Annotated in this window: 21 protein-coding genes and 1 pseudogene; 12 read left to right on the top strand and 10 right to left on the bottom strand. The window is 65.0% G+C overall.

The genetic code is table 11. The features are described from left to right. Window positions 1–41: 41 nt before the first annotated feature. The 3 genes from ASG86_RS02645 to ASG86_RS02635 all read right to left on the bottom strand — a co-directional run bounded on the left by ASG86_RS02645 (window position 42) and on the right by ASG86_RS02635 (window position 3,682). Window positions 42–1,085, bottom strand: a complete 1,044-nt coding sequence (locus tag ASG86_RS02645; RefSeq protein WP_056329875.1) for a metallophosphoesterase — start codon at window positions 1,083–1,085, stop codon at window positions 42–44. Between the two features lie 27 nt (window positions 1,086–1,112). Next, window positions 1,113–1,979: a phosphatidylinositol-specific phospholipase C/glycerophosphodiester phosphodiesterase family protein gene (locus tag ASG86_RS02640; protein ID WP_056329872.1), complete on the bottom strand. Its 867-nt coding sequence runs from the start codon at window positions 1,977–1,979 to the stop codon at window positions 1,113–1,115. Window positions 1,980–2,239: 260 nt separating this feature from the next. Beyond that, on the bottom strand, window positions 2,240–3,682 hold the full coding sequence (locus ASG86_RS02635) for an HNH endonuclease signature motif containing protein (RefSeq protein ID WP_056329869.1): 1,443 nt from the start codon (window positions 3,680–3,682) through the stop codon (window positions 2,240–2,242). A gap of 47 nt (window positions 3,683–3,729) precedes the next feature. Here ASG86_RS02635 and ASG86_RS20045 point away from each other — a divergent pair. Further along, a pseudogene (locus tag ASG86_RS20045) lies at window positions 3,730–4,142 on the top strand (DUF3100 domain-containing protein); the annotation flags it as partial. A 270-nt stretch (window positions 4,143–4,412) separates the two neighbouring features. Next, window positions 4,413–5,504 (top strand): type I restriction endonuclease, encoded by a 1,092-nt coding sequence (locus ASG86_RS02620; protein WP_056329860.1) that lies wholly within the window; start codon window positions 4,413–4,415, stop codon window positions 5,502–5,504. A gap of 269 nt (window positions 5,505–5,773) precedes the next feature. Here ASG86_RS02620 and ASG86_RS02615 read toward each other — a convergent pair whose 3' ends face one another. From ASG86_RS02615 to ASG86_RS02600, 4 genes are all read right to left on the bottom strand, one after another. Further along, complete coding sequence (locus ASG86_RS02615) at window positions 5,774–6,082, bottom strand: hypothetical protein (RefSeq protein WP_235565071.1); 309 nt, start codon at window positions 6,080–6,082, stop codon at window positions 5,774–5,776. A 185-nt stretch (window positions 6,083–6,267) separates the two neighbouring features. Next, window positions 6,268–8,295 carry an ABC transporter ATP-binding protein gene (locus ASG86_RS02610; RefSeq protein WP_056329857.1) on the bottom strand — a complete coding sequence of 676 codons (2,028 nt, stop codon included), beginning with the start codon at window positions 8,293–8,295 and terminating at the stop codon, window positions 6,268–6,270. Then, a complete protein-coding gene (locus tag ASG86_RS02605; protein WP_056329855.1) occupies window positions 8,292–10,025 on the bottom strand; it encodes an ABC transporter ATP-binding protein in 1,734 nt (577 codons plus the stop codon). The genes ASG86_RS02610 and ASG86_RS02605 overlap by 4 nt, the downstream gene beginning before the upstream one ends. 217 nt (window positions 10,026–10,242) lie before the next feature. Then, the gene (locus ASG86_RS02600; protein ID WP_056329852.1) at window positions 10,243–11,841 is read right to left on the bottom strand and encodes a PucR family transcriptional regulator; all 1,599 of its coding nucleotides are present in this window, start codon (window positions 11,839–11,841) and stop codon (window positions 10,243–10,245) included. 104 nt (window positions 11,842–11,945) lie between these two features. Here ASG86_RS02600 and ASG86_RS02595 point away from each other — a divergent pair, with 104 nt between their 5' ends. Genes ASG86_RS02595 through ASG86_RS02570 form a run of 6 tightly spaced genes read left to right on the top strand, consistent with a single transcriptional unit; the run spans window position 11,946 to window position 17,896 of the window. After that, a complete protein-coding gene (locus ASG86_RS02595) occupies window positions 11,946–12,812 on the top strand; it encodes a hypothetical protein (RefSeq protein ID WP_056329850.1) in 867 nt (288 codons plus the stop codon). Between the two features lie 23 nt (window positions 12,813–12,835). Beyond that, entirely contained in the window at window positions 12,836–13,777 is a 942-nt protein-coding gene (locus tag ASG86_RS02590) for an ABC transporter substrate-binding protein (protein ID WP_056329847.1), read from the top strand. After that, on the top strand, window positions 13,774–14,775 hold the full coding sequence (locus tag ASG86_RS02585) for an amino acid ABC transporter permease (RefSeq protein ID WP_056329844.1): 1,002 nt from the start codon (window positions 13,774–13,776) through the stop codon (window positions 14,773–14,775). Before ASG86_RS02590 ends, ASG86_RS02585 begins: the two co-directional genes overlap by 4 nt. Further along, entirely contained in the window at window positions 14,772–15,581 is an 810-nt protein-coding gene (locus tag ASG86_RS02580) for an amino acid ABC transporter ATP-binding protein (protein WP_056329842.1), read from the top strand. The genes ASG86_RS02585 and ASG86_RS02580 overlap by 4 nt, the downstream gene beginning before the upstream one ends. Before the next feature lie 45 nt (window positions 15,582–15,626). Beyond that, complete coding sequence (locus ASG86_RS02575; RefSeq protein WP_200946111.1) at window positions 15,627–16,751, top strand: mandelate racemase/muconate lactonizing enzyme family protein; 1,125 nt, start codon at window positions 15,627–15,629, stop codon at window positions 16,749–16,751. Then, window positions 16,748–17,896, top strand: coding sequence for an amidohydrolase (locus ASG86_RS02570; protein WP_156386108.1), 1,149 nt, complete (start codon window positions 16,748–16,750; stop codon window positions 17,894–17,896). The genes ASG86_RS02575 and ASG86_RS02570 overlap by 4 nt, the downstream gene beginning before the upstream one ends. On the opposite strand, the gene ASG86_RS02565 is transcribed toward ASG86_RS02570, so the two are convergent. Next, window positions 17,845–18,813, bottom strand: a complete 969-nt coding sequence (locus tag ASG86_RS02565; protein WP_056329834.1) for a GlxA family transcriptional regulator — start codon at window positions 18,811–18,813, stop codon at window positions 17,845–17,847. The two genes, ASG86_RS02570 and ASG86_RS02565, sit on opposite strands and share 52 nt — an antisense overlap. 137 nt (window positions 18,814–18,950) lie before the next feature. Here ASG86_RS02565 and ASG86_RS02560 point away from each other — a divergent pair, with 137 nt between their 5' ends. From ASG86_RS02560 to ASG86_RS02550, 3 genes are all read left to right on the top strand, one after another. Then, window positions 18,951–19,589, top strand: a complete 639-nt coding sequence (locus tag ASG86_RS02560) for an isochorismatase family protein (RefSeq protein WP_056329831.1) — start codon at window positions 18,951–18,953, stop codon at window positions 19,587–19,589. 113 nt (window positions 19,590–19,702) lie between these two features. Continuing rightward, entirely contained in the window at window positions 19,703–20,059 is a 357-nt protein-coding gene (locus ASG86_RS02555) for a DMT family transporter (RefSeq protein WP_056329830.1), read from the top strand. Continuing rightward, a complete protein-coding gene (locus tag ASG86_RS02550) occupies window positions 20,056–20,382 on the top strand; it encodes a DMT family transporter (RefSeq protein WP_056329826.1) in 327 nt (108 codons plus the stop codon). Before ASG86_RS02555 ends, ASG86_RS02550 begins: the two co-directional genes overlap by 4 nt. Window positions 20,383–20,409: 27 nt before the next feature. Here the strand turns inward: ASG86_RS02550 and ASG86_RS02545 are convergent, their stop codons facing one another. Next, window positions 20,410–21,498 carry an SDR family oxidoreductase gene (locus ASG86_RS02545; RefSeq protein WP_056329825.1) on the bottom strand — a complete coding sequence of 363 codons (1,089 nt, stop codon included), beginning with the start codon at window positions 21,496–21,498 and terminating at the stop codon, window positions 20,410–20,412. Between the two features lie 96 nt (window positions 21,499–21,594). Then, the gene (locus ASG86_RS21100) at window positions 21,595–21,729 is read right to left on the bottom strand and encodes a hypothetical protein (RefSeq protein WP_268760560.1); all 135 of its coding nucleotides are present in this window, start codon (window positions 21,727–21,729) and stop codon (window positions 21,595–21,597) included. 157 nt (window positions 21,730–21,886) lie between these two features. Between ASG86_RS21100 and katG the strand changes: the two genes are divergently transcribed. Next, on the top strand, window positions 21,887–24,181 hold the full coding sequence (gene katG, locus ASG86_RS02540; RefSeq protein ID WP_056329822.1) for a catalase/peroxidase HPI: 2,295 nt from the start codon (window positions 21,887–21,889) through the stop codon (window positions 24,179–24,181). The last annotated feature ends 2 nt before the right edge of the window (window positions 24,182–24,183 follow it).

The following is a 24,183-nucleotide window of genomic DNA, read 5'->3' as shown; positions in this document are numbered from 1 at the left end:
CGGCGGGTGGGCACCCGCCGTCGACCGTTTCCGATAGGTGGCTACCCGCTGAAGGGGACCTTTTCCCAGCTCAGGACGTCCGCACCGGCTTCGCCGTTGCCGGCCACCGTGAAGCGGACGTAATCGGCGGCGTTGTTGGCACCGTCCACGGTGATGCGCTGCAGGTTGTCCGCGGCGGGCGAGCCGTAGATGTCCAGCCAGGGTGAGCCCGCGGCGAGGGGCTGGTTCTCGGCGAAGACGTGGCTGTCACCATTGACCAGGTAAACGGGAGCGTCGAAGTGGTTGGTTTCGTCCACGATCGCCTGCACGATCTCCCGGAAGCCGGACACGGTGTCCGGGTCGGCGGTGGCGCTGGCAAGCAGCGACGGATCGAACATGTCGGCCTGCTGCAGGAGCACCACGGCCCGGTCATTGCTGCGCTTGGCGTCGGCGAAGGTCTGGTGGATCTGGGCGATGACGGCGTCCGTCCTGCGCTGCACCTCGGCGAGCTGCTCGGGGCTCGGGGCAGTCTTGCCCAAGCCGGTCCAGGGCAAGAGCGAATTGTTGCTGCCCTGGACATTCAGCACCGAGAAAGCCACCCGGTTCCGGGTGAAGCGGACGTCCTCGGGGAGGCCAAGGTTCTCCTGGCTCTTTACTGGCATGGTGGCACCGAGCGTCTTGCCGGGCTGGTTGAAGAAGACTTCCCGCAGCGTGTCCAGGCGTTCCAGCGGGTTATAGGCGCCGTTGTTGGTCCGGTGGCAGTCCACCCACTCGTTGTCGCCGGGCGTGTAGACCAGCGGGTGGGTGAAGGTGTCGAACTGTGCGCGGATGTAGGAGAAGTACTCGTCGGAGCAGACGGAGGAGCCGTTCTTGATATCACCCACGTGTGCTACAAACTTCAGGTCCTTGTCCGCGTTGAGGTCCTGGATGCGCGAGGGGAACTTGGCGATCTCGGCAGCACCGTACGGGATGTCGCCGATGGCGGCGAAGGTGAAGGCCTGGTTGGTGTCGCTCGTGCTGTCCGCCGCCTGGGCGGGCTGGGCTGCAAGGAGGCAAAGCGCAAGGGCGATTGCCGCCGTCGTGGTCTTTATGGTCTTTGAAGGCATGGGGATGGTCCTGTTCCTGTTGAATGCTCAGCGCGTGCGGGCGGTGAGGAACTGCTGCAGGCCGGCGAGGTCGTCGGTGTTGATGTGGTCCACGCCGGCATCGGCGAGTTCGGTCCAGACGGCGTCGCGGGCTTCGCCGGGCTGGTCCGGGGTGGCCCAGAAGCGGACGCGGTAACCGTTGGCGTGCGCCGTCGCGACGAAGGCGCGCAGCTTGGTGCGCTCGGCCTCGGGCATGGGACCGACGCCCTGCCAGGTGAAGAGCTTGGTCCAGTTGTCGCTGACCAGCGGCATGAGGCTGGCGGGCAGGCCGGACGTGAGATCTGTGGAGCGGCCATCGTAGAAGCTGAAGCGCTGGGTCTGCGCCTGCATCGTGGCCAGCGGTCGGTTACCGCTGATGACCGCGGTCATCGGACCGGTTTTGGTGTTGCCGTTGGTATAGCGGCTCATGATGTCGCGGTGCTCGGACAGTTCCTGCTCGATGGCGGCGTAGGTGGCCTCGCCCTCGCTCTTGATGTCGATCAGAAGCTGCAGGCTGCCGTCCCATTTGGGGTAGACGCTGTGGCCTGGCTGGCTTCGGACCAGATCCTGGAGCGGGTCCAGGTAGAGGCTCTCGAGCGTGACGCCCTGTTTGGCGTCGGCCAGGTCGTGGGCCACCCGCAGCTCGCCGTCCACCAGCCATACGTCCGCCTCGAGGCTGGTGAAGCCATGCTCCAGCGCGTCATACAGGGGGCGGTCATGCTCGTAGTCATTGTGGGCGTGCGTCCCGGCGAGCGGCTGGCCGACGACGACGTCCGCCGGTTTGGCTGCCTCGGCACCGGCCTGGGCGGGGGTGACGGCTGTCCCGGCCAGGGAAGCGAGGACAGCGACGGCGGCAAGGGTGCTTTTCACGAACACGGAGTACTCCTGGTACCTCGGGGATTTCCTGCCCGGTTTGGGATGTGCCTGGCGGGAGGGTGCCTGAAAAGACTGGTGGATCTGGTGGAACGGTTCGGGGCATGCTGATTGACGGCGGGTGAACGGCAAGGGACAAAGTGCCGGGCCTATCGGCGGCCGCGCCTACAGGTCGCGAGCGGCAGAGGAAAACGCGAGACCTGTCCACTCGCGCTGCCGGGGGAAGCGGCGACTTGTTGCGCACGGGCAAAGTCGTGCGACTCCTAGGCAACGAGATAGTCGACGATGAGTGCCTCCAACGGACTACTTTCTTCCTGCAGGAGGCCCGGCGGCCAGAGTGTTGGTTCCCGGTCCAGTTGTTCGGCGTTGTAACGACGCCCGGTGGGCGAGACCCAGCCAGGTGGCTCATGCGTTGCTGCCGGTCCCGGCTTCCAGCCGGTCCGATGTTTCAGCCGATGGTGCTTGGGGCACAACTGGCCCAGGTTGCTGATCCCGGTGGCTCCGCCGTGCTCCCATGCGGTGAGATGGTCTGCTTCATTGTCTGGGCTGGAATTGCTGCATCCGGGGAAGGTGCATTTTCCATCGCGCATCCGCAGCCACCGCTTCAGTGATTCCGGAAGCCGGTAGCTGGTCCGGCCGATTTCGAGCGGTGCCCCGTCCCGCGGGTCCACCAACACCCGGTAGAAGGAACTGGCGCCTTCCGAAACGAGTTTGCGGGCCATCGATGCCGGGATGGGTCCGTAATTGTCAAGGTCGGCGGGTTCGTCCGTGGCGCCAAAGAGGGAGAGGGCCGGCACCGTGACCAGGACGTCCGCTTTGAGGGACGTTCCGGCCCCGGCGTTCTTCCCGGCGGTGCCCAGCAACAATCTGGCGGCCTCGTCCACCTTGATTTGGGTGAGGGTCCGCGGTTCGTCCGGTCCCTGCAGGCCGCGGGCCAGGGCAGTGGTTTTGTTCCAAATGGCACAGGCCTTATCTGCAGGCATATATAGCGACACCCATGCCATCCCGTTGCGGTCCGGTGAGTACTCCATGCGCCGGTCTTCTACCGACTTTGCGTGCCTGATTTCGAGGGATTCAGGATGGTGGCGTTCCCGCCAAGCACGTACCTTCCGCCGGAAGCGGGCTGGCGCTAACTCCCCCGCCGCGGCACCCCTGGCACCGTTCGGTGCGTCCGGGTCCAGAAAGTGTGCCTCCACTGCTGAGGCTGCGGCTTTGTCCAGGCCCGTGGTTTCATCGACGAGGATCCTGGCGTGCTGCCATGAAATCTTCCCCGCCTGCAACGCATCCAATGCGGCCGGCAACGTTGTTGTCAGCGCGTGCGCGTCCCCCAGCAGCGCGGCTGCGGCACGTTCTCCGATGCTGAGAAGGCAGGCAACTTCCGCCACCTGGCTCATTTCCCGCGCCGAGGACTCATACGGGCTTTCAGCCGGCGGTACCAGGGCATCTGTTGCCTGTGCATATGTAGCGAGAAAGTGGACCTTTGCCGCTGCGGCGGCGGCTTCAATACGGGCTACAACACCCAAGCCGTCCAGGCACGAGTCAGCGAGGTCGCCGAGCGGATCTTGATCATCCCGGTGAGCGCCGTCCGAATTCTCCGAAGACCGGTCAACGACTTCAGCCAGCTCGTCCGCCAGCCCCCTTATGGACGTAACGGCAGCGGCCAACCCGGCACCGCCTCTTGCGTCCACAACCGCTCCGGTTCCCATAACCAAAGTGTGCCAGGAGGGTCCGACATTTTGATTTCAGCTGCTACTCGTTGTCCATCCTGACGATGCTGTGTATTGGCACGGCGTCGGTGGCGGCGAAGGAGTTGAGCCTGTCGATCGTGGTGGAGTACGTGATCCTGCTGGCGCTGGTCCTGGTGGGCATCGCACTGGCGAAGGTCACCCGGAAGATCTCTGCCATCGTGTTCATCACCACGATTGGCGCATACATCTCCAGCCCGTGGTTCTTCGGGGCCGAGGCGCTGACGCGGCCGTCAAGACCGTGGACTTCCTGTCCATCGCCACCGTGATGCTGACCCTGGCCGGCCTGTCCCTGGGCAAGGACATCCCGCTGCTGAAGAACATCGGCTGGAAGATCATCCCGGTGGGGCTCGTGGCCATCACGGCCTCGTTCCTGCTGTCCACGGTGATTGCGGAGTTCGCGCTGGGGTTGTGGCACTGAGGTAGTTTGCGGGCCGCCATTGGGGCGGGCTTGGTGGAGCGGACGACGGCGGGTGGGCACCCGGCGTCGTCCGCTTTCATTTTCCCGACCGGGGGTTCAATTCCCCCCGTCTGGTCAGTTGTTCTTCGCCGATGACAAATTCAACATGACGCAGCCATTCACCGGTTACGTGTAAATGTCGCCGATCGGATGTAGGTTTTTGCTTCAACAGCTTGATACTGCCACGGGACACGAAGCCGTGTCCGGGTACGGCCTTACTGGGGGTAAGACATGGAATTTGCGGAAAAGCTTGCGGCGTTGGCGGCAAAGGTGCGTCAGCAGCGGGGTGTAATCCAGACGGAAGAGGCAACAAAGAATGCCTTCGTGATGCCCTTTATCTCAACGATTCTTGGCTATGACGTCTTCAATCCGCTGGAGGTCGTTCCGGAGTTTATTGCTGATGTGGGCCTCAAGAAGGGCGAGAAGATCGACTACGCCATCGTCAAAGACGGTGAGGTACAGATCTTGATTGAGTGCAAGAAGTCCACGGAGCCCGTGAAAATCGAACATGCGTCACAGCTCTTCCGCTACTTTGCCGTTACCAACGCGCGGATCGCCATCCTTACCAACGGCGAGATTTACCAATTCTTTACCGACCTCGACGCACCAAACCGTATGGATGCCAAGCCTTTCCTGGTGCTGGATCTGAACGACATCGACCAGACACTCATCCCTGAACTGCAGAAGCTGTCCAAGGACGTTTTCGACCTCGACTCGATTATCAGCGCCGCCGGCGAACTGAAATACATCGGCGAGCTGAAGCGCACCCTGGCTGCACAGTTCAAGGAGCCTGAAGATGAATGGGTCAAGTTCCTGACAACCAGGGTCTATACGGGGCCGTACACACAGAAAGTGCGGGAGCAGTTCACCAGCCTGGTTGGGAAGGCCACCAAGCAATTCCTCAACGACCAGGTGAACGAGCGGCTGAAGAAAGCCCTTGGCAACCCCGGGTTCCCGCAAACTGAGGACACAGCCACACCCTTGGCTGTCACCAGCGCTCCGGTCGCAGAAGCGGATCTGGCCGAAGCCGATGGTCTGGAGACAACGCTCGAGGAAATCGAGGGCTACCAGATCGTCCGTGCCATCGTGTGCAGCGAGGTAAAGCCAGTCCGAATAGCGCAGCGTGATGCCAAGTCCTACTTTGCAGTCCTCCTCGACGACAACAACCGCAAGCCCATTGCGCGGCTGCACTTCAACCGAACCCAGAAATACATCGGCATCTTCGATGACAATAAAGAAGAGCGCCGAGTGCCCATCAACTCGCTCGAGGAGATCTACGAGCACACCGAAGCCCTTCGGGCGACGGTCAAGAGCTACCTCTAACCGCAAATATGGGTTGCGGCGTTGATTGAACAGCTCAGCACGTGAACTGATCTGCTCCCGCTGGGCATCTTGCCTATGGAATTCTTGGTGTTTTACAGCCTGCGTGAGAGTACCGAGCGTGCGCGACTCCTCTAGGTCCAGCCTCGGCACAAGGCCTATTACGAAGCCTTCAGTGCTGCTCGCGGCGGCCTGATCGCGCTCTGCCCCTTTCAGACGCCGGATCCGGGAGGCAACCCGATGGGGATTTTCAGCTCGCGCCTATTCTGCGGTCAGCCCGCGCCCTGGCCCTCGCGCGCCGTCTCCTCCAGAATCCTGGCCGAGGGCGCTGCGGTCATCAGTTGCCCTATCACGTCGGGGTTGTCCCACACGTCGCGGCGAAGCCCCTTCAGGAAGCCGTCCGCAGCATCCTTGGTATCGAAGTCAAGGAGCACGGCAACGTTGTTCTGCTCCTGGGTATCCCGGAAAAGCCGGACAGACCTGGCGCCGGAGGAAGCGCGGCCTGCAGGATCACTGTCGAATACCTTCTTGAAGGCCTCGTAATCCCGGACTGGATAGCTGATCTGCAAGGTGAACATCATTGTTCCTTTCCTTCGGGCTGGGTCAGGTAAAGATAGGCCTTCCCGTGTCATCCCGATAGGGCCGGAGGGCCCCGCTGCCCCGGCTGCCTTTCCATCGTCCTGCAAGGCCGGCCCAGCCGCCGTCGGGCGACAGAACGGGGCCTTGATATTGATGCCCACCGCGGCTACGAGTGGAACCGAGCCCCTTAAATCTCCGCCACCGGCGCCGCGAACTGGGCCTCGTACAGCCGCGCATAAGCCCCACCCGCAGCCAACAAAGAAGCATGAGTGCCCTGCTCCACGATCTGGCCGTTCTCCATCACCAGGATGAGGTCGGCGTCGCGGATCGTGGATAGGCGGTGCGCGATCACAAAGGACGTCCGGTCGCTCCTCAAAGCTCTCATGGCCTTCTGCACCAACACCTCGGTCCGGGTATCCACGGAGGACGTCGCCTCATCCAGGATCAGCACCGACGGCCGCGCCAGGAACGCCCGGGCAATCGTCAGCAATTGCTTCTCACCAGCGGACACGTTGGCGCCCTCGTCGTCCAGAACGGTGTCGTACCCCTCGGGCAGCGACTTCACGAACCGGTCCACGTACGTTGCCGTAGCCGCCTCCAGAATCTCGTCCGAAGAAGCAGTCGGCCGCCCGTAGGCAATGTTGTCCCGGATGGTCCCGCCGAACAGCCAGGTATCCTGCAACACCATCCCCATCCGCGAGCGCAGATCGTTCCGGGTCATGGTAGTGATGTCCACGCCGTCCAGAGTGATCCGGCCTGCGTCCAGCTCGTAGAACCGCATCATCAGGTTCACCAGCGTCGTCTTGCCCGCACCCGTCGGCCCCACAATGGCCACCGTCTGCCCCGGCTCCGCCACCAAGGACAACCCGGAAATCAGGGGCTTGTCCGGCGAATACGAGAAAGAGACGTCCTCAAACACCAGCCGCCCGCGCGCTGCACCATCCGGGCTCTGCAAAGCGGAACCGGCAGGATCCGCCGACTGCTCCTCCGTATCCAGCAGCTCGAACACCCGTTCCGCCGAGGCCACCCCGGACTGGAGCAGGTTGGCCATGGACCCCAGCTGCGCCAGCGGCTGCGTGAACTGCCGCGAGTACTGGATGAAAGCCTGCACATCCCCCAGCTGCATCGCGCCGGACGCCACCTGGAGGCCGCCCACCACGGCAATCCCCACGTACACCAGGTTCCCGATGAACGTCATCGCCGGCATGATCAGTCCGGAAATGAACTGTGCCCCGAAGCTCGCCTCATACAGCTCCACGTTCTTCTGCCGGAACTGTTCCCCCACCTCACGCTGCCGGCCGAACACCTTCACCAGCGCATGCCCCGTGTAGGTCTCCTCGATCTGCCCGTTCAGCTCGCCCGTGTTCTTCCACTGCTGCACGAACAGCTTCTGCGAGCGCTTGGCGATCAACGCCGTGATCCCAAGCGTCAGCGGAATGGTCACCAGCGCGATCAGCGCCAGCGTGGGCGAGAGGATGAACATCATCACCAGCACGCCCAGCACCGTCAGCACCGAGGTCACCGCCTGGCTGATGGACTGCTGCAGGCTCTGCGAAATGTTGTCCACATCGTTGGTGACCCGGCTGAGCAGCTCACCGCGCTGGATCGAGTCGAAGTACCGCAGCGGCAGCCGGTTGATCTTCGCCTCGATCTTCTCGCGCAGCCCGAACACGGTCCGCTGCACCACGCCGTTCAGCACATACGCCGTCCCCCACATGAACGCCGACCCCAGCACATACAGCACCAGCGCCCACGTCAGCACGCTGGCCAGCGCCCCGAAGTCGATCCCCATGCCGGGCGTCAGCGTCATGGCGCTGAGCATGTCCGCCTTCTGGTTCTCCCCCGCCGCCCGCAGCTGCGCAATCAGCTGCGCCTGGGTCACACCCGGCGGCAGCTGCTTGGACACCACCCCGGCGAAAATCAGGTTGGTGCCCTCGCCCAGCAGCCGCGGCCCGATCACCTGCAGCACCACGCCCGCCACGGCCATGAACAGCACCAGGATCAGCCATGCACGCTCCGGACGCAGGGTGGCCAGCAGTCGCTTGGCCGAGCCTTTGAAGTTCATCGCCTTCTCGGCCGGGACATTCATTCCGGCAAAGGGCCCACCCCTTCCCGGTCCGCCGGCCGGACGGGGAATGCGTACGACGTCGGCACTGGCAGTTTTGGACGCGGGCGCGCCTTTGGTGCCGGCTTCACGAGTGGGTTCCGGGCTCATACCGTCTCCTCCGCTGCCAGCTGGGACGAGACAATCTCGCGGTACGTCTCGGACGTCTCCAGCAACTCATGGTGCGTCCCGTGTGCAACGATCCTGCCGTCGTCGAGCACCAAAATCCGGTCCGCATCCACGATGCTGGACACACGCTGGGCGATGATCACCAGCGTGGCCCCGGCGGTGCTGCGCTTCAGGGCCTGGCGCAACCGGGCGTCGGTGCCGGTGTCCAGGGACGAGAACGAGTCGTCAAAGATGTACAGCTCGGGCCGCTTCACCAAGGCCCGGGCGATGGCCAGCCGCTGCCGCTGCCCGCCGGAGACGTTGGTGCCGCCCTGCGAGATGGCCGCGTCCAGCCCTTCCTCCATCTCCTCCACGAAGTCACGGGCCTGGGCGATCTCCAGCGCGGTCCACAGCTCGTCCTCAGTGGCGTCCGGGTTGCCGTACAGCAGGTTGCTGCGCACCGTGCCGGAGAACAGGTAGGGCCGCTGCGGGACCAGGCCGATGTGCCCCCAGAGCAGGTCCGGGTCCAGCTCGCGGATGTCCACGCCGTCGATCAGCACCGCCCCGGAGGTCACGTCGAAAAGCCGTGGCATCAGGTTCACCAGGGTGGTCTTGCCGGAGCCGGTGCTGCCGATGATCGCCGTCGTCTGCCCTGCCTTGGCGGTGAAGCTGATCCCTGACAGGACGGGCTGGTCGGCACCCGGGTAGGCGAATCCGACGTCGCGCATTTCCAGCTCGCCGCGCCGCACCTTGGTACTGACCGGGTTCTCGGGCGGCCGCACACTGGACTCGGTGCCCAGCACCTCGCCGATGCGGTCCGCGGACACCGACGCGCGCGGGATCATGACCGCCATGAAGGTGGCCATCATCACGGACATCAGGATCTGCATCAGGTAGCTCAGGAACGCGATCAGGGTGCCCACCTGCATGGACCCGTCCTCGATCCGGAACGACCCGAACCAGATCACCGCCACGCTGGAGACGTTCAGGACCAGCATGACCACGGGAAACATGAGGGCCATCAGCCGGCCGGCGCGCAGGGCAACGTCCGTGACGTCCATGTTGGCGCGGGCGAAGCGGGCCGTTTCCATGTCCTCGCGCACGAACGCCCGCACCACGCGGATGCCGGTGAGCTGCTCACGCAGGACGCGGTTCACGGTGTCGATCCGGGCCTGCATTTTGCGGAACAGCGGCACCATGCGCGTCACGATCAGGCCGACGGCGATCAGCAGCACAGGGACGCACACGGCAATGAGCCAGGACAACTGGGCGTCCTGACGGATGGCCATGATCACCCCGCCGATGCTGAGCATGGGCGCGGCGACCATCAGCGTTGCGGACATCAGCACCAGCTGCTGGACCTGCTGGACGTCGTTAGTGGATCGGGTGATGAGGCTCGGGGCGCCGAAGCGGGTGACTTCCTGCTCGGAGAACTGGCCCACGCGTTCGAAGATGTCGCCGCGCAGGTCCCGGCCCAGGCCCATGGCGGCCTTGGCCCCGAAGTATACGGCGATGACGGCGCACACGATCTGGGCCAGCGTGATGAGCAGCATGAAGCTGCCGGTGGACATGATGTAGCCGGTGTCGCCCCTGGCCACGCCCTGGTCAATGATGTCCGCGTTCAGCGTGGGCAGGTACAGCGACGCGATGGACTGCGCCAGCTGGAAAACCACGACGGCGGCGAGCAGCGGCCGGTGCGGCCGCAGGTATTCGACGAGCAACTTCCAGAGCAAGGCCGGGCTCCAACCTGACGGAGTGTCCACAAACGTGTGGTGCGAAGGTCAGTGTACGTCCGGAGGCTGGGAACGATCAGTGCACGCGGAGGGGAAGTTGGTGCGGTTCACCGAGGGCGTAGTTGTGACCCTTGCAGCGCCCGTTGGCGGGCCGGCGTGCCCTTCAGTGGCTGCCGGAATCCACGTATCGCGCGTTCTCTCCGGCCGGCTCGCCCAGCTAGTTCAGTTCGAGCACGTGCAGGCTGAGCCATAGCACCAGCGTGTCCGCAGGCTGATCCAGATCCACGCCGAAGAGGTCGCGCAGGCGCTTGAGGCGGTACCGGAGGGTGTTCTGGTGCAGGGACAACGCCGCTGCCGTCCTTGCCGAATCGCGGGAGCAGTCGAGGTATGTCCGCAGCGTGAGGGCATATCCGGTGCCAAACTCGGCGTCGTACTCTTTGATCCTCCGTGCGGCAGCGGACAGAAGGTGCGGTGCCGCACGGAACGTCGCGGCCAGCTCCAGGAGGGTGAGCCGGCTGCGGACCTCCCCTGCGCTGGCGTACGTGACCGGGGAGCCGTCCGAGGCAAGCATGAGCAGGACAAGGTCAGCGTCATGCCGTGAACGGCTGATGTCCGAGACGGCGCGGACGGCGGGACCTGCCGCGGCCCGCAGCTCAACCCCGAGCGAGGCCCTCGCCCGATCGTTGAGCCGCCGGACAAGGGTTTCGATCGAGCCCAGGGATGACGTGGCTGCCGCCGGGAAGATTGCATAGATGGTGGGGCCCATCTGAACGCACTGGGCACCCTGGCCGTGGGCTTCGCACTGCGTGGTCACCAGATCCACAACGCGGACCAGTGTGGTCTCGGCTGCCTGGCCAACCTCCGGCTGGAAAGCGACGACGGCGAAAGGGCCGGAGTGCCGCAGCCCCAGCTGTTCTGCCACCAGGACGGCGTCGTCACCTCCTTCGAGCAGCCTGCGCAGGAGTTCCGCCCGCTGCTGGCGTGCAAGATCATGGCTGTTGCGGGCGCGGAGCATGTGGAGCGCTGCGATGTCCGCGGCGCGCTCCAAGGCCTGTTCGGCATCTCCGTCCAGATCGCCATGCACATCAACAACCCAGATCGACCCCAACGGCTCCTTGCCTGCCCGGACCGCTATCGCCATCCTGTCCATGGCCGGCCGGACGCCTTCGATCCGGACTGCCCCGGAGGAACGGAACACCGACGCGTACTGGCCCGCGTTCTCGGGCAGGTACGGAACCTGCCGGCCCAGGATTCCCCGGCGCCGGTCCTCATCGATCGGCTGGTCCTCGAGCGTGGAGTACGCCAACACCTGTTCCTGCAGGTTCTCGATGGTGGTTGCCCCGCCCACCATCGCCGCGATGGCATTTGCCAGCGCGAAAAGGTCCCCCACTCCCAGCGGCTGGATGGGGTTGCCGGCATCTGCCGAGGCGTTGAGGGCAGAATCCAGCAGCGCATTCAGGTGGCGCCAGCCCACTTCGTCGTCCACCACCAGGAGGGCAATGCCGGCATGGTCCGCCACCTCCGCAAGGGGTTCGATGTCCTGGCGGAGTTTCTTGAGCACCACGGCCGCAAAGCCGGCCTCCGCCGCATCACGGATGACGCCGGCAGTGCCCGCGTCCGCGGGGTGCAGCCCGATCCCGAGCAAAATACCCCCGCTCAGCCCTTCAAGCGGAACGAACGGGTCATAGAGCGACGGACTCATCAGGGACAACCTGGGCGGCACCGCCCTTGAATGCAGGACCAGTCCCGTGTTCTCCAGCAACCGCAGCAGGTGGGCCAGGTGGATGCCGTCGTTGAGGTGGGTGGTCTCGCTCATGACGCTAAAGACTTCCACCTCTAGTGCTGAAACACAACAAACTCCGCCAACCTTCGTTGAGCACACCGAAGCTGTGGCTGGCCGGTACAGCAGATAGTTGACGCATGTCACTTACTCTTGATGCCGGCCCGGCCGCCCTCCAGGCCGCAGAATCAGCAACCGCAGCAGCATCCAGGGCCGGTGTCCTGGTGGTGGACGAACACGACCGCGACCGGCTCCGGGACGTGGAGGCATTGCTCATTGCCATCTGGGGGATGTCCCCGCACGGAGCACCCATCCCCTTCGACCTCCTGCGCAGCATTTCCCACGCCGGCTGCAACGTCTCCGCCGCGTACAACCAAGCAGGGCAACTCTGCGGAGCAGCGGTGGGCATCGTCTCCCCCGGCGGGCGGTCCACCTACTCCCTGATTGCCGGAGTGCTTCCCGGCACAGGCGACAAGGGCGTCGGTTTCGCCCTCAAACAACACCAGCGGGCATGGTCCCTGGCCCGCGGCATCGACACCATGACCTGGACCTTTGACCCGCTGGTCAGCCGGAACGCCCGCTTCAACCTCACCAAGCTGGGAGCCTACGCGTCAGAGTATGTCCGCAACTTCTACGGTGAGATGCAGGACGAAATCAACGCCAACGACGAAAGCGACCGCCTCGTGGCGGTATGGCCCCTGACCTCGCAACGGAGCCTGGACGCGGGACTCGGGATCCAGGCGGAAATCGAACTCCCGCCTGCCCACCTGGCCGGCGTTCTCGAATACGGTCCCGACTCGCTGCCTGTCCTCCTGGAATCAGGCGGAACCCTGTGGTGCCGCGCTCCGGGAGACATCGTGGCACTCCGCAGCTCGGACCCCGGCGCCGCTGCCCAGTGGCGCGTGCTGCTGCGGGAGATCTTCGAAGGCGCTTTCGCCTCCGGCCGCCGGGCATCCGGCGTCACACGCGGCGGCTGGTACCGGCTGACCGCCCCAGACCAGGCCTAACCCCCACCCCAAGAGGAGTACCTATGCGCATCACACCCCGTGCTGTAACCGGCCGTAAAGCCGTCCTGGCCGCGGGCCTCGCCCTGGTGACGGGCCTGGCAGCCTGCTCGGCAGGCACAACACCTGCCGGCAACGCAAACACCTTTTCGGGAGGCGCCGTAGACCCCGCAGCCGCTGCCGCCCTTCCCGAACGCTACAAGAGCGCAGGCGTCATCAACGTCGCCTCCGACATCCCCTATCCACCCATGGAGATGTTCGACGATAACCAGCAGCTCACGGGCCTCGACTACGACCTTGCCCAGGCCCTCGGAGCCAAGCTGGGCGTGCGGCTGGAGCTCCGGACCCAGGCGTTCGACAGCATTATTCCCTCGCTGCAATCGGGCAAGAACGACATCATCATGTCCGGGATGAACGATACGTCCGAGCGCCAGGAGACCCTGGACTTCGTGGACTATTTCCACGCAGGCTTCTCGATCCTGGTGCCCGAAGGCAACCCCGGTAACATCACCACGGTCCTGGACCTCTGCGACAAGGACGTCGCCGTGCAGAAGGCCACCGTCCAGGCCGAAATCCTCCGGGCCTACGAGCAGCAGTGCCTGGACAAGGGATCCCAGCCCATCAGGATTTCCGAACTCCCCTTGGAGACGGACGTCCAAACTGCCGTCCGTTCAGGAAAAGCCGCCGCCGACGTCGTCGATTCGGCAGCGGCAGCCTACGCCGCCACGACCGCCGGCGGCGGCAAGATCTTCGACCTGGTCAAGGACCCTGCCAACCCGGCCGGATACAACCCGGTCTACACCGGCATCGGCGTGCTCAAGAAGGACGCGGAGCTCTCCAAAGCGTTGCTCGCCGCCCTCCAGTCACTCATCGCCGACGGCACGTACGACCAGATCCTGGCCAAATACAACCTTTCCGACTACACCGTCAAGGAAACAGGACTGAACCTGGGCGGTACCAAGCCATGAACCCCGCCGTCACAACCCCGCGCCGGCAAACTGCTGCCCCCGGAACCGCGACCGCCCACGGAGGCGGCCAGGACGACGTCGTAGCCGTTCCGCTCCGGCACCCCTGGCGCTGGGTGGGAGCTGCCCTGCTTGCCGTAAGCGCCGCCGCGCTGGCGTCATCGCTCTGGACCAACCCGAACATCGACCATGGCACCATCGGCAGCTACCTGTTCCATCCCCGGATCCTCGGGGGCGTAGGCCTGACGATTGTCCTCACCGTTGTGTCCATGGTGGTGTCCACGGTCCTGGGCGTGTTCCTCGCAGTTATGCGCCTATCGAAAAATCCCGTCATGAACGCCTTCGCCTGGTTCTACGTCTGGGTCTTCCGGGGCACTCCCCTGCTGATCCAGGTGGTCTTTTGGGGCTACCTGGGCCTGCTTTATTCACAAATTTCGCTGGGCATTCCCTTCACGGACTTCACGGTCTTCTCCATGGACACGAACACCCTGGTCCCCGCCTTCACGGCCGGCCTGCTGGCCATGACCCTGAACCAGGCCGCGTATTCCGCGGAAATCATCCGCGGCGGAATGCTCTCTGTCGATGCCGGCCAGCACGAAGCCGCCTCCTCCCTGGGAATGTCCCCTGCCTTCACCTTGTTCCGGGTGGTCCTGCCCCAGGCCATGCGGGTCATCATCCCGCCGATGGGCAATGAGACCATCTCGATGCTCAAAAACACGTCCCTGCTCTCCGTCATCGCAGTGCTCGAGCTTTACACCGTGGCCACCCAGATCTCCTCCCAGAACCTGCGCCAGGTGGAACTGCTCATTGTTGTCAGTTGCTGGTACCTCTTCCTCACCTCCGTCCTGTCCGTGCCCCAGTACTACCTGGAACGCCACTACGGCCGCGGCAACGCCCGGCAGCAGGCTCCCACTCCGCTTGCCAGGATCAGGGCCATGCTCGGCAAGCAGCCGGCCGGCCCGGCAATGGCCCCGAAAGCACCGAAAGGACACCAGTCATGACCGAGGCACTGGCCTCCCCCAGGCATCCTGACCAGCGCCCGGCCGCGCAGCCGCTCCTCGTGGCCAGCAACGTGCGGAAGCACTACGGCGGCGTCGAGGTCCTCAAAGGCATCTCCCTGACCGTCAACAGCGGTGAGGTCATGTGCCTCCTGGGCCCCTCCGGGTCAGGCAAATCCACCTTCCTCCGGTGCATCAACCACCTGGAAAGGATCGACGGCGGCCGGATCTCCGTTGGCGGGGACCTGATCGGGTACGCACAGCGCCAGGACAAGATTTTCGAGATGAGCCCCCGCGAGGTTGCCAGGCAGCGCCGCGGCATCGGCATGGTGTTCCAGCGCTTCAACCTCTTCCCCCACATGACTGCCTTGGAGAACATCTGGGCCGCCCCGGTGGGCGTCAAGAGGGTAGCCAAGGCTGAGGCCGTCAGGCGCGGGATGGAACTACTGGACCGCGTAGGGCTGGCCCACCTCGCCAAGGCCTACCCGGCACAGCTTTCGGGCGGGCAGCAGCAGCGCGTCGCCATCGCTCGCGCGCTGGCCATGGATCCGCAGCTGCTCCTGTTCGACGAGCCAACCAGCGCCCTTGACCCCGAACTGGTGGGAGACGTACTGGACGTCATGCGCACCCTGGCATCGGACGGTATGACCATGATCGTTGTCACCCATGAGATCGGCTTCGCCCGCGGAGCGGGCGACAGCGTGGTGTTCATGGACGGCGGCGTGGTGGTGGAGTCCGGCGCTCCCGAAGACGTGCTGGACAACCCGCAAAACCCCCGGACCATCTCCTTCCTCGAAAGCGTGATGTAGTCCCGCTTAGTCCCTCCCTCCGCACCATCCTCCCCCTCGTGAACTGTGAGCCCACCTTTGAAGATTTCCCGCGCCACCATCACCCTTATCGACCTCCCGCTGCTGGAACCGTTTGTGGTTTCCTACGACAGCTACGCCTCCATGCCCAGCGTCGTCCTTACTTTGGAGACCGACGACGGCCTGACCGGCTACGGCGAAAGCGTCCCGGACGGGCACATCACCGGAGAGACGCCCACCGGAACGGTTGAAGCACTGCGGACGGAACTGGTTCCCGCAGTGCTGGGACTGGACCCCCGCGACATCACGGCCGTCCACCAGCACCTCAACAAGGCGCTCAAAGGCTGCGGAGCCGCGAAAGCCGCCGTCGACATTGCCTGCTGGGACCTGGCCGGGAAGGCGGCCAACCGCCCCATCTACAGCCTGCTGGGCGGACGCCGCCCGGAACAACCCACCATCGCCAGGGTCATGAGCATCCTTGCCCCGGAGGTCCTGGCCGAACAGGCAGTCCAGGCCCAGAGTCAGGGCTTCCGCCACCTCAAGATGAAGCTCGGCGGCGGTGACGGCCTGGATATTGAACGCGTCCGGGCTGTCCGGGAAGCGATCGGCATGGACCTCGCCATCCGGGTGGACGTCAACCAGGGGTGGGCCGATCCCGCCACCGCACGTGAAATGATCCGCGCCCTGGAACCGTACGGAATCGATTGGGTGGAACAACCGCTCCACGCCGACGATATCGACGGTTTCAAGCTGCTGCGCCAGGCCACCGGGGTCCGCCTCATGGCCGACGAATCAGTGGTTGATGCCGCCGACCTGGTCCGGTTTGTCCGCGACCGTTCAGTGGACATGGTCAACCTCAAACTGATGAAGAGTGGTGGGATCATGCCCTGCCACCGCCTGGCCACGCAGGCCGAACTCGGCGGCCTCAAGGTCCAGATCGGTTCCATGCTGGAAACCAGCATCGCTTCGGCTGCAGGATTCCATTTGGCCTTGTCCCACCCCAACATTGTGTCCACTGAACTTTCAGGACCGGTGAAGTTCGCCCGGGAACCAGGCAACCTGGCCTATGTCCTGCCCGAGGTGCAAGTGGGTGAAGGTCCGGGGCTGGGGGTGGACGTGGACCTCGATGTCCTGGCCGACCTGACGGTCAGCGAGTGCGGGGTAACTGCGTGATCAATGAGGCAGCGCGGCGCCGTCTTCATGACATCTGGAACCACCTCCACCAGCACCCGGAGCCGAGCATGGAGGAATCTGCCACCTCCGATTACCTGGCCGGCCTGCTCACGAGGGCAGGCCTGGAACCTCGGAAATTCGGCGCCTTCCCCGGGTTCACCGTGGACGTCGGGGAGGGCGTTCCCACGATAGGGCTTAGGGCGGACATGGATGCGTTGGTGCAGGAGGTGGACGGGAAACCCACCGTGGTCCACTCGTGCGGCCATGACGCCAACATGGCGATCGTTGCTGCCGTCATGCTCGAACTGGCGGAGCAGGCGGGGCCGATGGACGGTGCTGTCCGCGCCATCTTTCAACCGGCGGAGGAGGCGGGCAACGGGGCGGAACGCGTGGCGGCACTCGGTGTCACGGACGGGCTTGAGTACCTCTTCGGAGTTCACCTGCGTCCGCAGCAGGAACTCCCGGCACCCTGCCTGGCGCCTGCCATCTCCCATGGCGCCTGCCTTTTTGCCAACGGCACCATCACCGGTGAAGACCACCATGGCGCGCGGCCCCACCTGGGGGCGAACGCCGTCGAACTTGCGTTTGAAGTCTCGGCAGGGCTGCGGCGCCTGAAAATCGATCCGCAGGTGCCGAGTTCCGCCAAAATGACGATGCTGCACGCCGGCGGAAGCAACCTCAACGTCATCCCCGGCAGCGGGCACTTCGGAGTAGATATGAGGGCCCAAACGAACGAGGCCATGGACACGCTGCGGACCGGACTGGTGGAGGTGTGCCGCTCCGTGGCCGCCGCCGCCGGGGTCGGCATCCGCCTGGACTTCCGTGACGAAGTGCCTGCTGCAGTCATAGGTCCGGAGGCCGAGGCGGCCTTGGCTTCGTCGATCACAGCAACACTCGGCAGCGGGTACCTGCGTCCCAGGATCGTGACGTCCGGTTCCGACGATTTCCACTTCTATACCCGTCGGAACCCTGCACTTCAGGCCGCAATGCTGGCAGTCGGCGCGAACGTCCAACCCGGACTGCACCACCCGGAGATGACCTTCGACGGCGATGCGATGGAACGTGCCGTAGCTGTCCTTCTGGCGTCCTGCCGTCAGGTGACGGCCGGGGCCGGGTCAGCCCGCGCGTCGAACCGCCGCCTGTAGTCCGTGGGGGTGGTGGAAAAGGCGGCCGCGAAGTTCTGGCGCAGGGTGACGGCGTTGCCGAAACCGCAGTCGGCGGAAATCTGGTCGATGGACAGGTCCGTGGTTTCGAGCAGCCGCCGCGCCGCGTCCAGCCGGCGGGCGCGGATCCAGGCCGCCGGCGTTGTCCCGGTAGCAGCCCGAAAGGCGCGGACAAACGTGCGGCGGCTCAGGTGCGCCTGGGCTGCCAGCCGGTCGATGGTGAGCGGCTCTCCCAGGCGGGCCAAGCTCCACTCCAGCAGCCGCGAGATCGGGTCATCGTTTGAGCGCGCCGGCACCGGATGCTCGATGTACTGCGCCTGTCCGCCCTCCCGGTGCGGCGCGATGACCAGGTTGCGGGCCACCTGGTTGGCTGCCTCCGCCCCCAGGCGGGCCCGCACGACATGCAGGCAGGCGTCCAGCGCGGAGGCGGTGCCGGCGGAAGTCAGCACATCGCCGTGGTCGATGTAGAGGACAGACTGGTCCAGCGGGACATCCGGGTGCCGCGCAGAGAGGGAGTCGAAGGCCTGCCAGTGTGTGACGGCCGGACGCCCGGCGAGCAGGCCGGCGTCGGCTATGGGGATCGCGCCAAGGCACAAACCCAGGATGGGCGCCCCCCGCCCGTGTGCCGCCTGAAGCACCTGCCGCAGCGGATCGCCCAGCATTCGCCCGTCCTCGAACCATGAAGGCACCACCACGATGTCCGCTTCCTTTGCGGCCGCCGGCCCTTCCACCTCCCCCAGCCGGTATCCCTCAGCGGTGGTGATCCCGCCTTCCTGGTCGGAAAAAAGAACCGTCGTCCAGCCGGCAAGGCCCTGCCGGGACACCTCATCGAAAACCATCTGCGGAACGGCGAGGTGGAACATCGTCACCCCGTCGAACGCGTACACCGCGATTCTCATCCTTGCCCCTTCCCACCTTTGGCCCGAATCCATCGTACATCTGCCTTCGTGCCACTGTTGACGCGCATCCCCAGCGGGAAGACTGGAACGGTCCGCCAACCGGCAGCAGAATCAACCGTCAGGGAGAACCAAGACCAATGAGCAGCCCCCGCCGCGCCCTCATCCTCATCGATGTGCAGCAGCAGTACTTCAGCGGCCCCCTCGAAATCCAGTACCCGCCGCACCAGGAGTCCCTGCCGGCAATTGCGAAAGCGGTTGACGCTGCCACCGCCGCCGGCATCCCCATCGCTGCGATCCAGCACTCCGCCGGTGAAGGCGCGCCGGTGTTTGCTCCCGGCACCCCTGCCTTCGAGCTGCACCCCGAGATCGAACGCCGCAGGACGGGTGAATGGAAGACGCTGATCAAGCAGTACGGCTCGGTGTACGCCGGCACGGACCTCGCCGAATGGCTTCGGAAGCACGACGTCGACACGGCCACCTTGGTGGGCTACATGACCAACAATTGCGTGCTCGCCTCCGCCGTGGAGGCAGAGTTCCTCGGCTTCAGCACCGAAGTCCTCGCCGATGCCACGGGTGCCATCAACCTCGCCAATGACGCAGGTTCCGCCGACGCAAAAACTGTGCACACCACGCTGCTCGCGCTGCTGAACTCGAACTGGGCAGCAGTAGCCGATACCAACACCTGGGCCAATGCCCTGGCCGCGCAGCAGCCACTCACCGGCAGCGACCTCGGCAGCTCCGCGGTGGCCGGACTGGAACTGGCCCCGCAAACCTAGCCAGCGCCCCGCACTTCCCGCCTGTCCTTACCGGCGGGAAGTGCGGGAACACCAGCAGCAATCGCGGCGTTGCATCCACGGGAACCAGCCCAAACGACTTTTCAAGGACTTAGATGAAGTGGATTTTCCTTGCCGGCGCCATCCTGAGTGAGGTGACAGCGTCACTCTCCTTGAAAGCGGCCCTTGATAATCCTGCTTTCTTCATCGTGGTTGTCCTCGGTTATTCGGCGTCTTTCGCTTTCCTCGCCGGCGTCCTCCGCAAAGGCCTGGGCCTCGGCGCTGCCTACGGCATCTGGGCTGCGCTGGGCGTGACACTCACCGTGCTGCTGGCCGCCGTCATCTTCGGCGAAGCACTGACCCCGGTGATGATGATCGGCGTCGCCATGGTGATTGGCGGCGTGCTCTGCGTTGAACTCGGCTCGCACAAGGAGCCGGCGGAGGAACCTGCCAAAGAAATGGTCAACTCATGATGTGGCTGCTGCTGGCAGCGGCAATCCTCACTGAAGTCAGCGCCACCCTCCTCCTGCGGGTCGCTTCCACCGGTAAGCGGCGCTGGTACGTCCCGGTCGGCGTCGGCTATGTCCTGGCGTTCACGCTCCTCACGCTGACCCTGGACCAAGGCATGAGCCTCGGCGTTGCCTACGGCATCTGGGCCGCGGCCGGCGTTGCACTGACTGCCTTGGCCAGCCGGGTCTTCTTCAAGGAGGCCATCACCCCCGTCATGATGCTCGGCCTCGGCCTCATCATCGGCGGCGTCCTGCTCATCGAACTGGGCGCGGTGCACAAAGCGTGATGTGCTCAATTGCTCCGAGCACCACAATCAGGGGATCAGGTTCTCCGCCCGGTAGCGGTCAAAGAGTGCCGTGAACGAGTCCAGGGTCCGCCGGTACCCCGTGAACCCGGCATCACGGCTCTTCCCCATGTCCGTCACCACCTCAATGCCCCGCCCCAGGTCACCGTCCGTGTGCCACCAGGACGCCACCCGGTCCAGCTCCGGTTCGCTGAGGTTGTACTTGGCAGCAAGCTGCCGCCACTCGTCTTCACGGCCCGCCATGGACAGCTCCAGGGGACGGGGCTGGCCTTGGTATCCCTCCCACTCCACGCCGAAGTAAGCTGCGAGTTTCGGCCACATCCACCGCCAGCGGAACACATCGCCGTTGACGATGTTGAAGGCTTCGTTGGCGGCTTCGGGAGTGGTGGAGGCCCACAGCATGTGCTCGGCCAGCAGACCGGCATCCGTCATGTCGGTCAGCCCGTTCCATTGTGTTTCTGATCCCGGGAAAACGAACGGCTCGCCGCTTTCCCGGCACAGGGTGGCCTGCGTGGCAAGCGTGAGGCCCATGTTCATGGCATTGCCCACCGCATGCCCGATCACCGTGTGCGCGCGGTGCACCGACCAGGTGAATCCCTGCTGCGCCGCTGCCGCCCAGAGCTCGTCCTCCTGGGCGTAATAAAAGTTCCGCACCGGAAGGCGCGGTTCCTCCTCGTGGAACGGCGTGTCCGGCATTTCCCCGGCGGCGTACGCCTCGAACGGTCCGAGATAGTGCTTAAGGCCGGTCATCAGCGCGACGTGGGCCACTTCCTTTCCCCGGAGGGCTGCGAGGAGGTCACGCACCATGCCGGCATTGACGGCAATGTTCTCTTCCTCAGTGTCCCGCCGTGACCATGCGGTGAAGTAGACGTGGGAGGGGTTCTCCGGACCAAGCACGGCGGCCAGGGAGGCAGCCGAGGTCAGGTCGGCGGAGAGCCACCTGACGCCGGGGCGCTCGGCTCCGGACCTGCGGGACAAGGCAAGGACCTCCAAGCCTTGGCCCACCAAGGTATCCACCAAAGCAGACCCCGCGATTCCGGTGGCTCCGACGACGAGGGCCGTCCGTCCGTTGCCTGCTGTTCCTCCGCCAATGGTCATAGTGCTCCTTCTCGTGGGTGCTTGGTTGGGCCGGGATGTTAGTTCCGACGACGGCCCCCTAGCGACAAGCTGCAGCCTTAGGCAGATATTCCGCACCTATGCGGTGGCCGCTCCGAAAGCGCCAGGCCAGACGCGTTCGGCGAGCGCGGTGACCGGCGGCAGGGCGGGGTTGTCCGAGTCCCCGGGCAGCGCCATCCACAGGTCGACGGGCAGGGGAAGCGCTCGACGCAATGCGTTTCCTATTGTTCCTGCAGTTTTCCCGGACAAGTTCCTGCAGATTTTCCGGACAAAGAGGACCTCCCCCGGGCGGCCCGCCTATGTTCAAATGGGAAGGTTGAACCGGCCCCCCGAGTCCGCTCCACGGCCTCGACCCGATGGAAGGAAGCACATGACTGACCGCCAGGAACACCCTCCAGTCCCCACGCCGGGTAGCGCCCAAGGCCTGGACAGCAAGGCAGAGGGCGGGTGCCCGGTGGCCCATGGCAGCGCCACGGCCCAGGGCAGCGAAAGTGAAAACCCGGCGATCGATTCCCCGCAGCCCAAGGGGCACCGGCCGCGGACCAACCAGGACTGGTGGCCCAACCAGCTGGATCTCTCCGTGCTGCACGCACACGGCAAGGCGAGCAATCCGCTGGACCCATCGTTCAGCTACCGCGAGGAATTCCAGAAGCTCGACGTCGAGGCCCTCAAGCGTGACATCACCGAGGTCCTGACCACCTCCCAGGATTGGTGGCCGGCGGACTTCGGCCACTACGGCGGCCTCATGATCCGCATGAGCTGGCACGCCGCCGGCACCTACCGCGTCCACGACGGCCGCGGTGGAGCGGGCGACGGCGGCCAGCGGTTCGCGCCGCTGAACAGCTGGCCGGACAACGCCAACCTGGACAAGGCCCGGCGGCTGCTGTGGCCGGTTAAGCAGAAGTACGGCCAGAAGCTCTCCTGGGCCGACCTGCTGGTCCTCGCCGGCAACGTTGCCCTGGAATCGATGGGCTTCGAGACCTTCGGCTTCGCCTTTGGCCGCGAGGACGTGTGGGAGCCCGAGCAGATCTTCTGGGGCCCTGAAGACGCCTGGCTCGGCGACGAGCGCTACGTGGGCGAAGGCCAGATGTCCGAAGACGTCGGTTCCACCGAGATGGGCCTGATCTACGTCAACCCCGAAGGCCCCATGGGCAACCCGGACCCCGTGGCTGCTGCCGCCTTCATCCGCGAGACGTTCAAGCGCATGGCGATGAACGACGAAGAGACCTTCGCGCTGATCGCCGGCGGCCACACCTTCGGCAAGACCCATGGCGCCGGCCCCGCCGATGCTCATGTGGGTCCCGAACCGGAGGGCGCCAACCTTGAGGCACAAGGCTTGGGCTGGCTCAGCACCTACGGCAGCGGCAAGGGTGGGGACACCATTACCTCGGGCCTTGAGGTCACCTGGACTGACAAGCCCACCCAGTGGAGCAACCGCTTCCTGGAGATCCTGTTCGAGTACGAATGGGAACTGGTCAAGAGCCCCGGCGGCGCCCACCAGTGGGTTGCCAAGGACGCCCCCGAGATCATCCCGGACGCCCACGATCCCGCCAAGAAGCACCGCCCCACCATGCTGACCACGGACCTGTCGCTGCGCTTCGACCCCGTCTACGAGGAAATCGGACGCCGCTTCCTCAAGAACCCGGACGAGTTCGCACTGGCCTTCGGCAAGGCCTGGTACAAACTGCTGCACCGTGACATGGGCCCGGTTGGCCCGCACATGCTGGGTCCCTGGGTTCCCGAGGCGCAGCTGTGGCAGGATCCCGTTCCCGCCGTCGACCATGAACTGATCGACGAGCAGGACATTGCCTCCCTGAAGGCCAAACTCCTGGACTCCGGCCTGACCATCCCGCAACTGGCAGGCACGGCCTGGGCCTCGGCTGCCACGTACCGCAAGACGGACCGGCGTGGCGGTGCCAACGGCGCCCGGATCCGGCTCGAGCCGCAGCGCAGCTGGGAAGCGAGCGAGCCGGAGCAGCTGGCCACCGTCCTTCAGGCCCTTGAGCGCGTGCAGGAGGAATTCAACGCCGCGCAGACGGGCGGCAAGAAGGTCTCCCTCGCTGACCTGATCGTCCTCGGCGGTGCCGCCGCGGTGGAAAAGGCCGCTGCCGACGCCGGCTTCCCCGTCACCGTGCCGTTCCGCCCGGGACGCACCGATGCCGCCCAGGAGCAGACCGACGTCGAATCCTTCCAGTACCTGCAGCCGCGGGCAGACGGGTTCCGCAACTACCTGCGGCCCGGCTCGAAGCTCCCGCCCGAAACCCTCCTGCTGGACAAGGCCTACATGCTGGACCTGTCCGCACCGGAGATGACGGCGCTGGTGGGCGGCATGCGTGCCCTGGGCACCAACGTGGGCGGTTCCAACCACGGCGTGCTGACGGACAAGCCCCAGGTCCTGACGAACGACTTCTTCGTCAACCTGCTCTCGCCCGGTACCAAGTGGAAGGCATCCGAGTCGGAGGAGAACGTCTACGAGATCACCGACGTCGCCACCGGTGAACTGAAGTGGACGGCCACCCCGGTGGACCTGGTGTTCGGCTCCAACTCACAGTTGCGGGCCCTTGCCGAGGTCTACGCCAGCGAGGACGCCAGGGAGAAGTTCGTCAACGACTTCGTGGCCGCCTGGACCAAGGTCATGGAACTGGACCGCTTCGACCTGAAGTGACC

Origin of the sequence: Arthrobacter sp. Soil764, assembly GCF_001428075.1 — a bacterium.
Taxonomy (GTDB): domain Bacteria; phylum Actinomycetota; class Actinomycetes; order Actinomycetales; family Micrococcaceae; genus Arthrobacter.
The sequence above is the reverse complement of the archived record's forward strand: the minus strand, read 5'-3'. Positions and strand labels throughout refer to the sequence as shown.

Excerpts from the sequence above, each read along its gene's own strand:
- ASG86_RS02585 (WP_056329844.1), top strand. The coding sequence starts at position 13,774 with ATGAACCCCGCCGTCACAACCCCGCGCCGGCAAACTGCTGCCCCCGGA.
- ASG86_RS02610 (WP_056329857.1), bottom strand. The coding sequence starts at position 8,295 with ATGAGCCCGGAACCCACTCGTGAAGCCGGCACCAAAGGCGCGCCCGCG.
- katG (WP_056329822.1), top strand. The coding sequence starts at position 21,887 with ATGACTGACCGCCAGGAACACCCTCCAGTCCCCACGCCGGGTAGCGCC.
- ASG86_RS02645 (WP_056329875.1), bottom strand. The coding sequence starts at position 1,085 with ATGCCTTCAAAGACCATAAAGACCACGACGGCGGCAATCGCCCTTGCG.
- ASG86_RS02545 (WP_056329825.1), bottom strand. The coding sequence starts at position 21,498 with ATGACCATTGGCGGAGGAACAGCAGGCAACGGACGGACGGCCCTCGTC.
- ASG86_RS02565 (WP_056329834.1), bottom strand. The coding sequence starts at position 18,813 with ATGAGAATCGCGGTGTACGCGTTCGACGGGGTGACGATGTTCCACCTC.
- ASG86_RS02550 (WP_056329826.1), top strand. The coding sequence starts at position 20,056 with ATGATGTGGCTGCTGCTGGCAGCGGCAATCCTCACTGAAGTCAGCGCC.
- ASG86_RS02590 (WP_056329847.1), top strand. The coding sequence starts at position 12,836 with ATGCGCATCACACCCCGTGCTGTAACCGGCCGTAAAGCCGTCCTGGCC.
- ASG86_RS02635 (WP_056329869.1), bottom strand. The coding sequence starts at position 3,682 with ATGGGAACCGGAGCGGTTGTGGACGCAAGAGGCGGTGCCGGGTTGGCC.
- ASG86_RS02595 (WP_056329850.1), top strand. The coding sequence starts at position 11,946 with ATGTCACTTACTCTTGATGCCGGCCCGGCCGCCCTCCAGGCCGCAGAA.
- ASG86_RS02580 (WP_056329842.1), top strand. The coding sequence starts at position 14,772 with ATGACCGAGGCACTGGCCTCCCCCAGGCATCCTGACCAGCGCCCGGCC.
- ASG86_RS02620 (WP_056329860.1), top strand. The coding sequence starts at position 4,413 with ATGGAATTTGCGGAAAAGCTTGCGGCGTTGGCGGCAAAGGTGCGTCAG.
- ASG86_RS02600 (WP_056329852.1), bottom strand. The coding sequence starts at position 11,841 with ATGAGCGAGACCACCCACCTCAACGACGGCATCCACCTGGCCCACCTG.
- ASG86_RS02560 (WP_056329831.1), top strand. The coding sequence starts at position 18,951 with ATGAGCAGCCCCCGCCGCGCCCTCATCCTCATCGATGTGCAGCAGCAG.
- ASG86_RS02555 (WP_056329830.1), top strand. The coding sequence starts at position 19,703 with ATGAAGTGGATTTTCCTTGCCGGCGCCATCCTGAGTGAGGTGACAGCG.
- ASG86_RS02615 (WP_235565071.1), bottom strand. The coding sequence starts at position 6,082 with ATGATGTTCACCTTGCAGATCAGCTATCCAGTCCGGGATTACGAGGCC.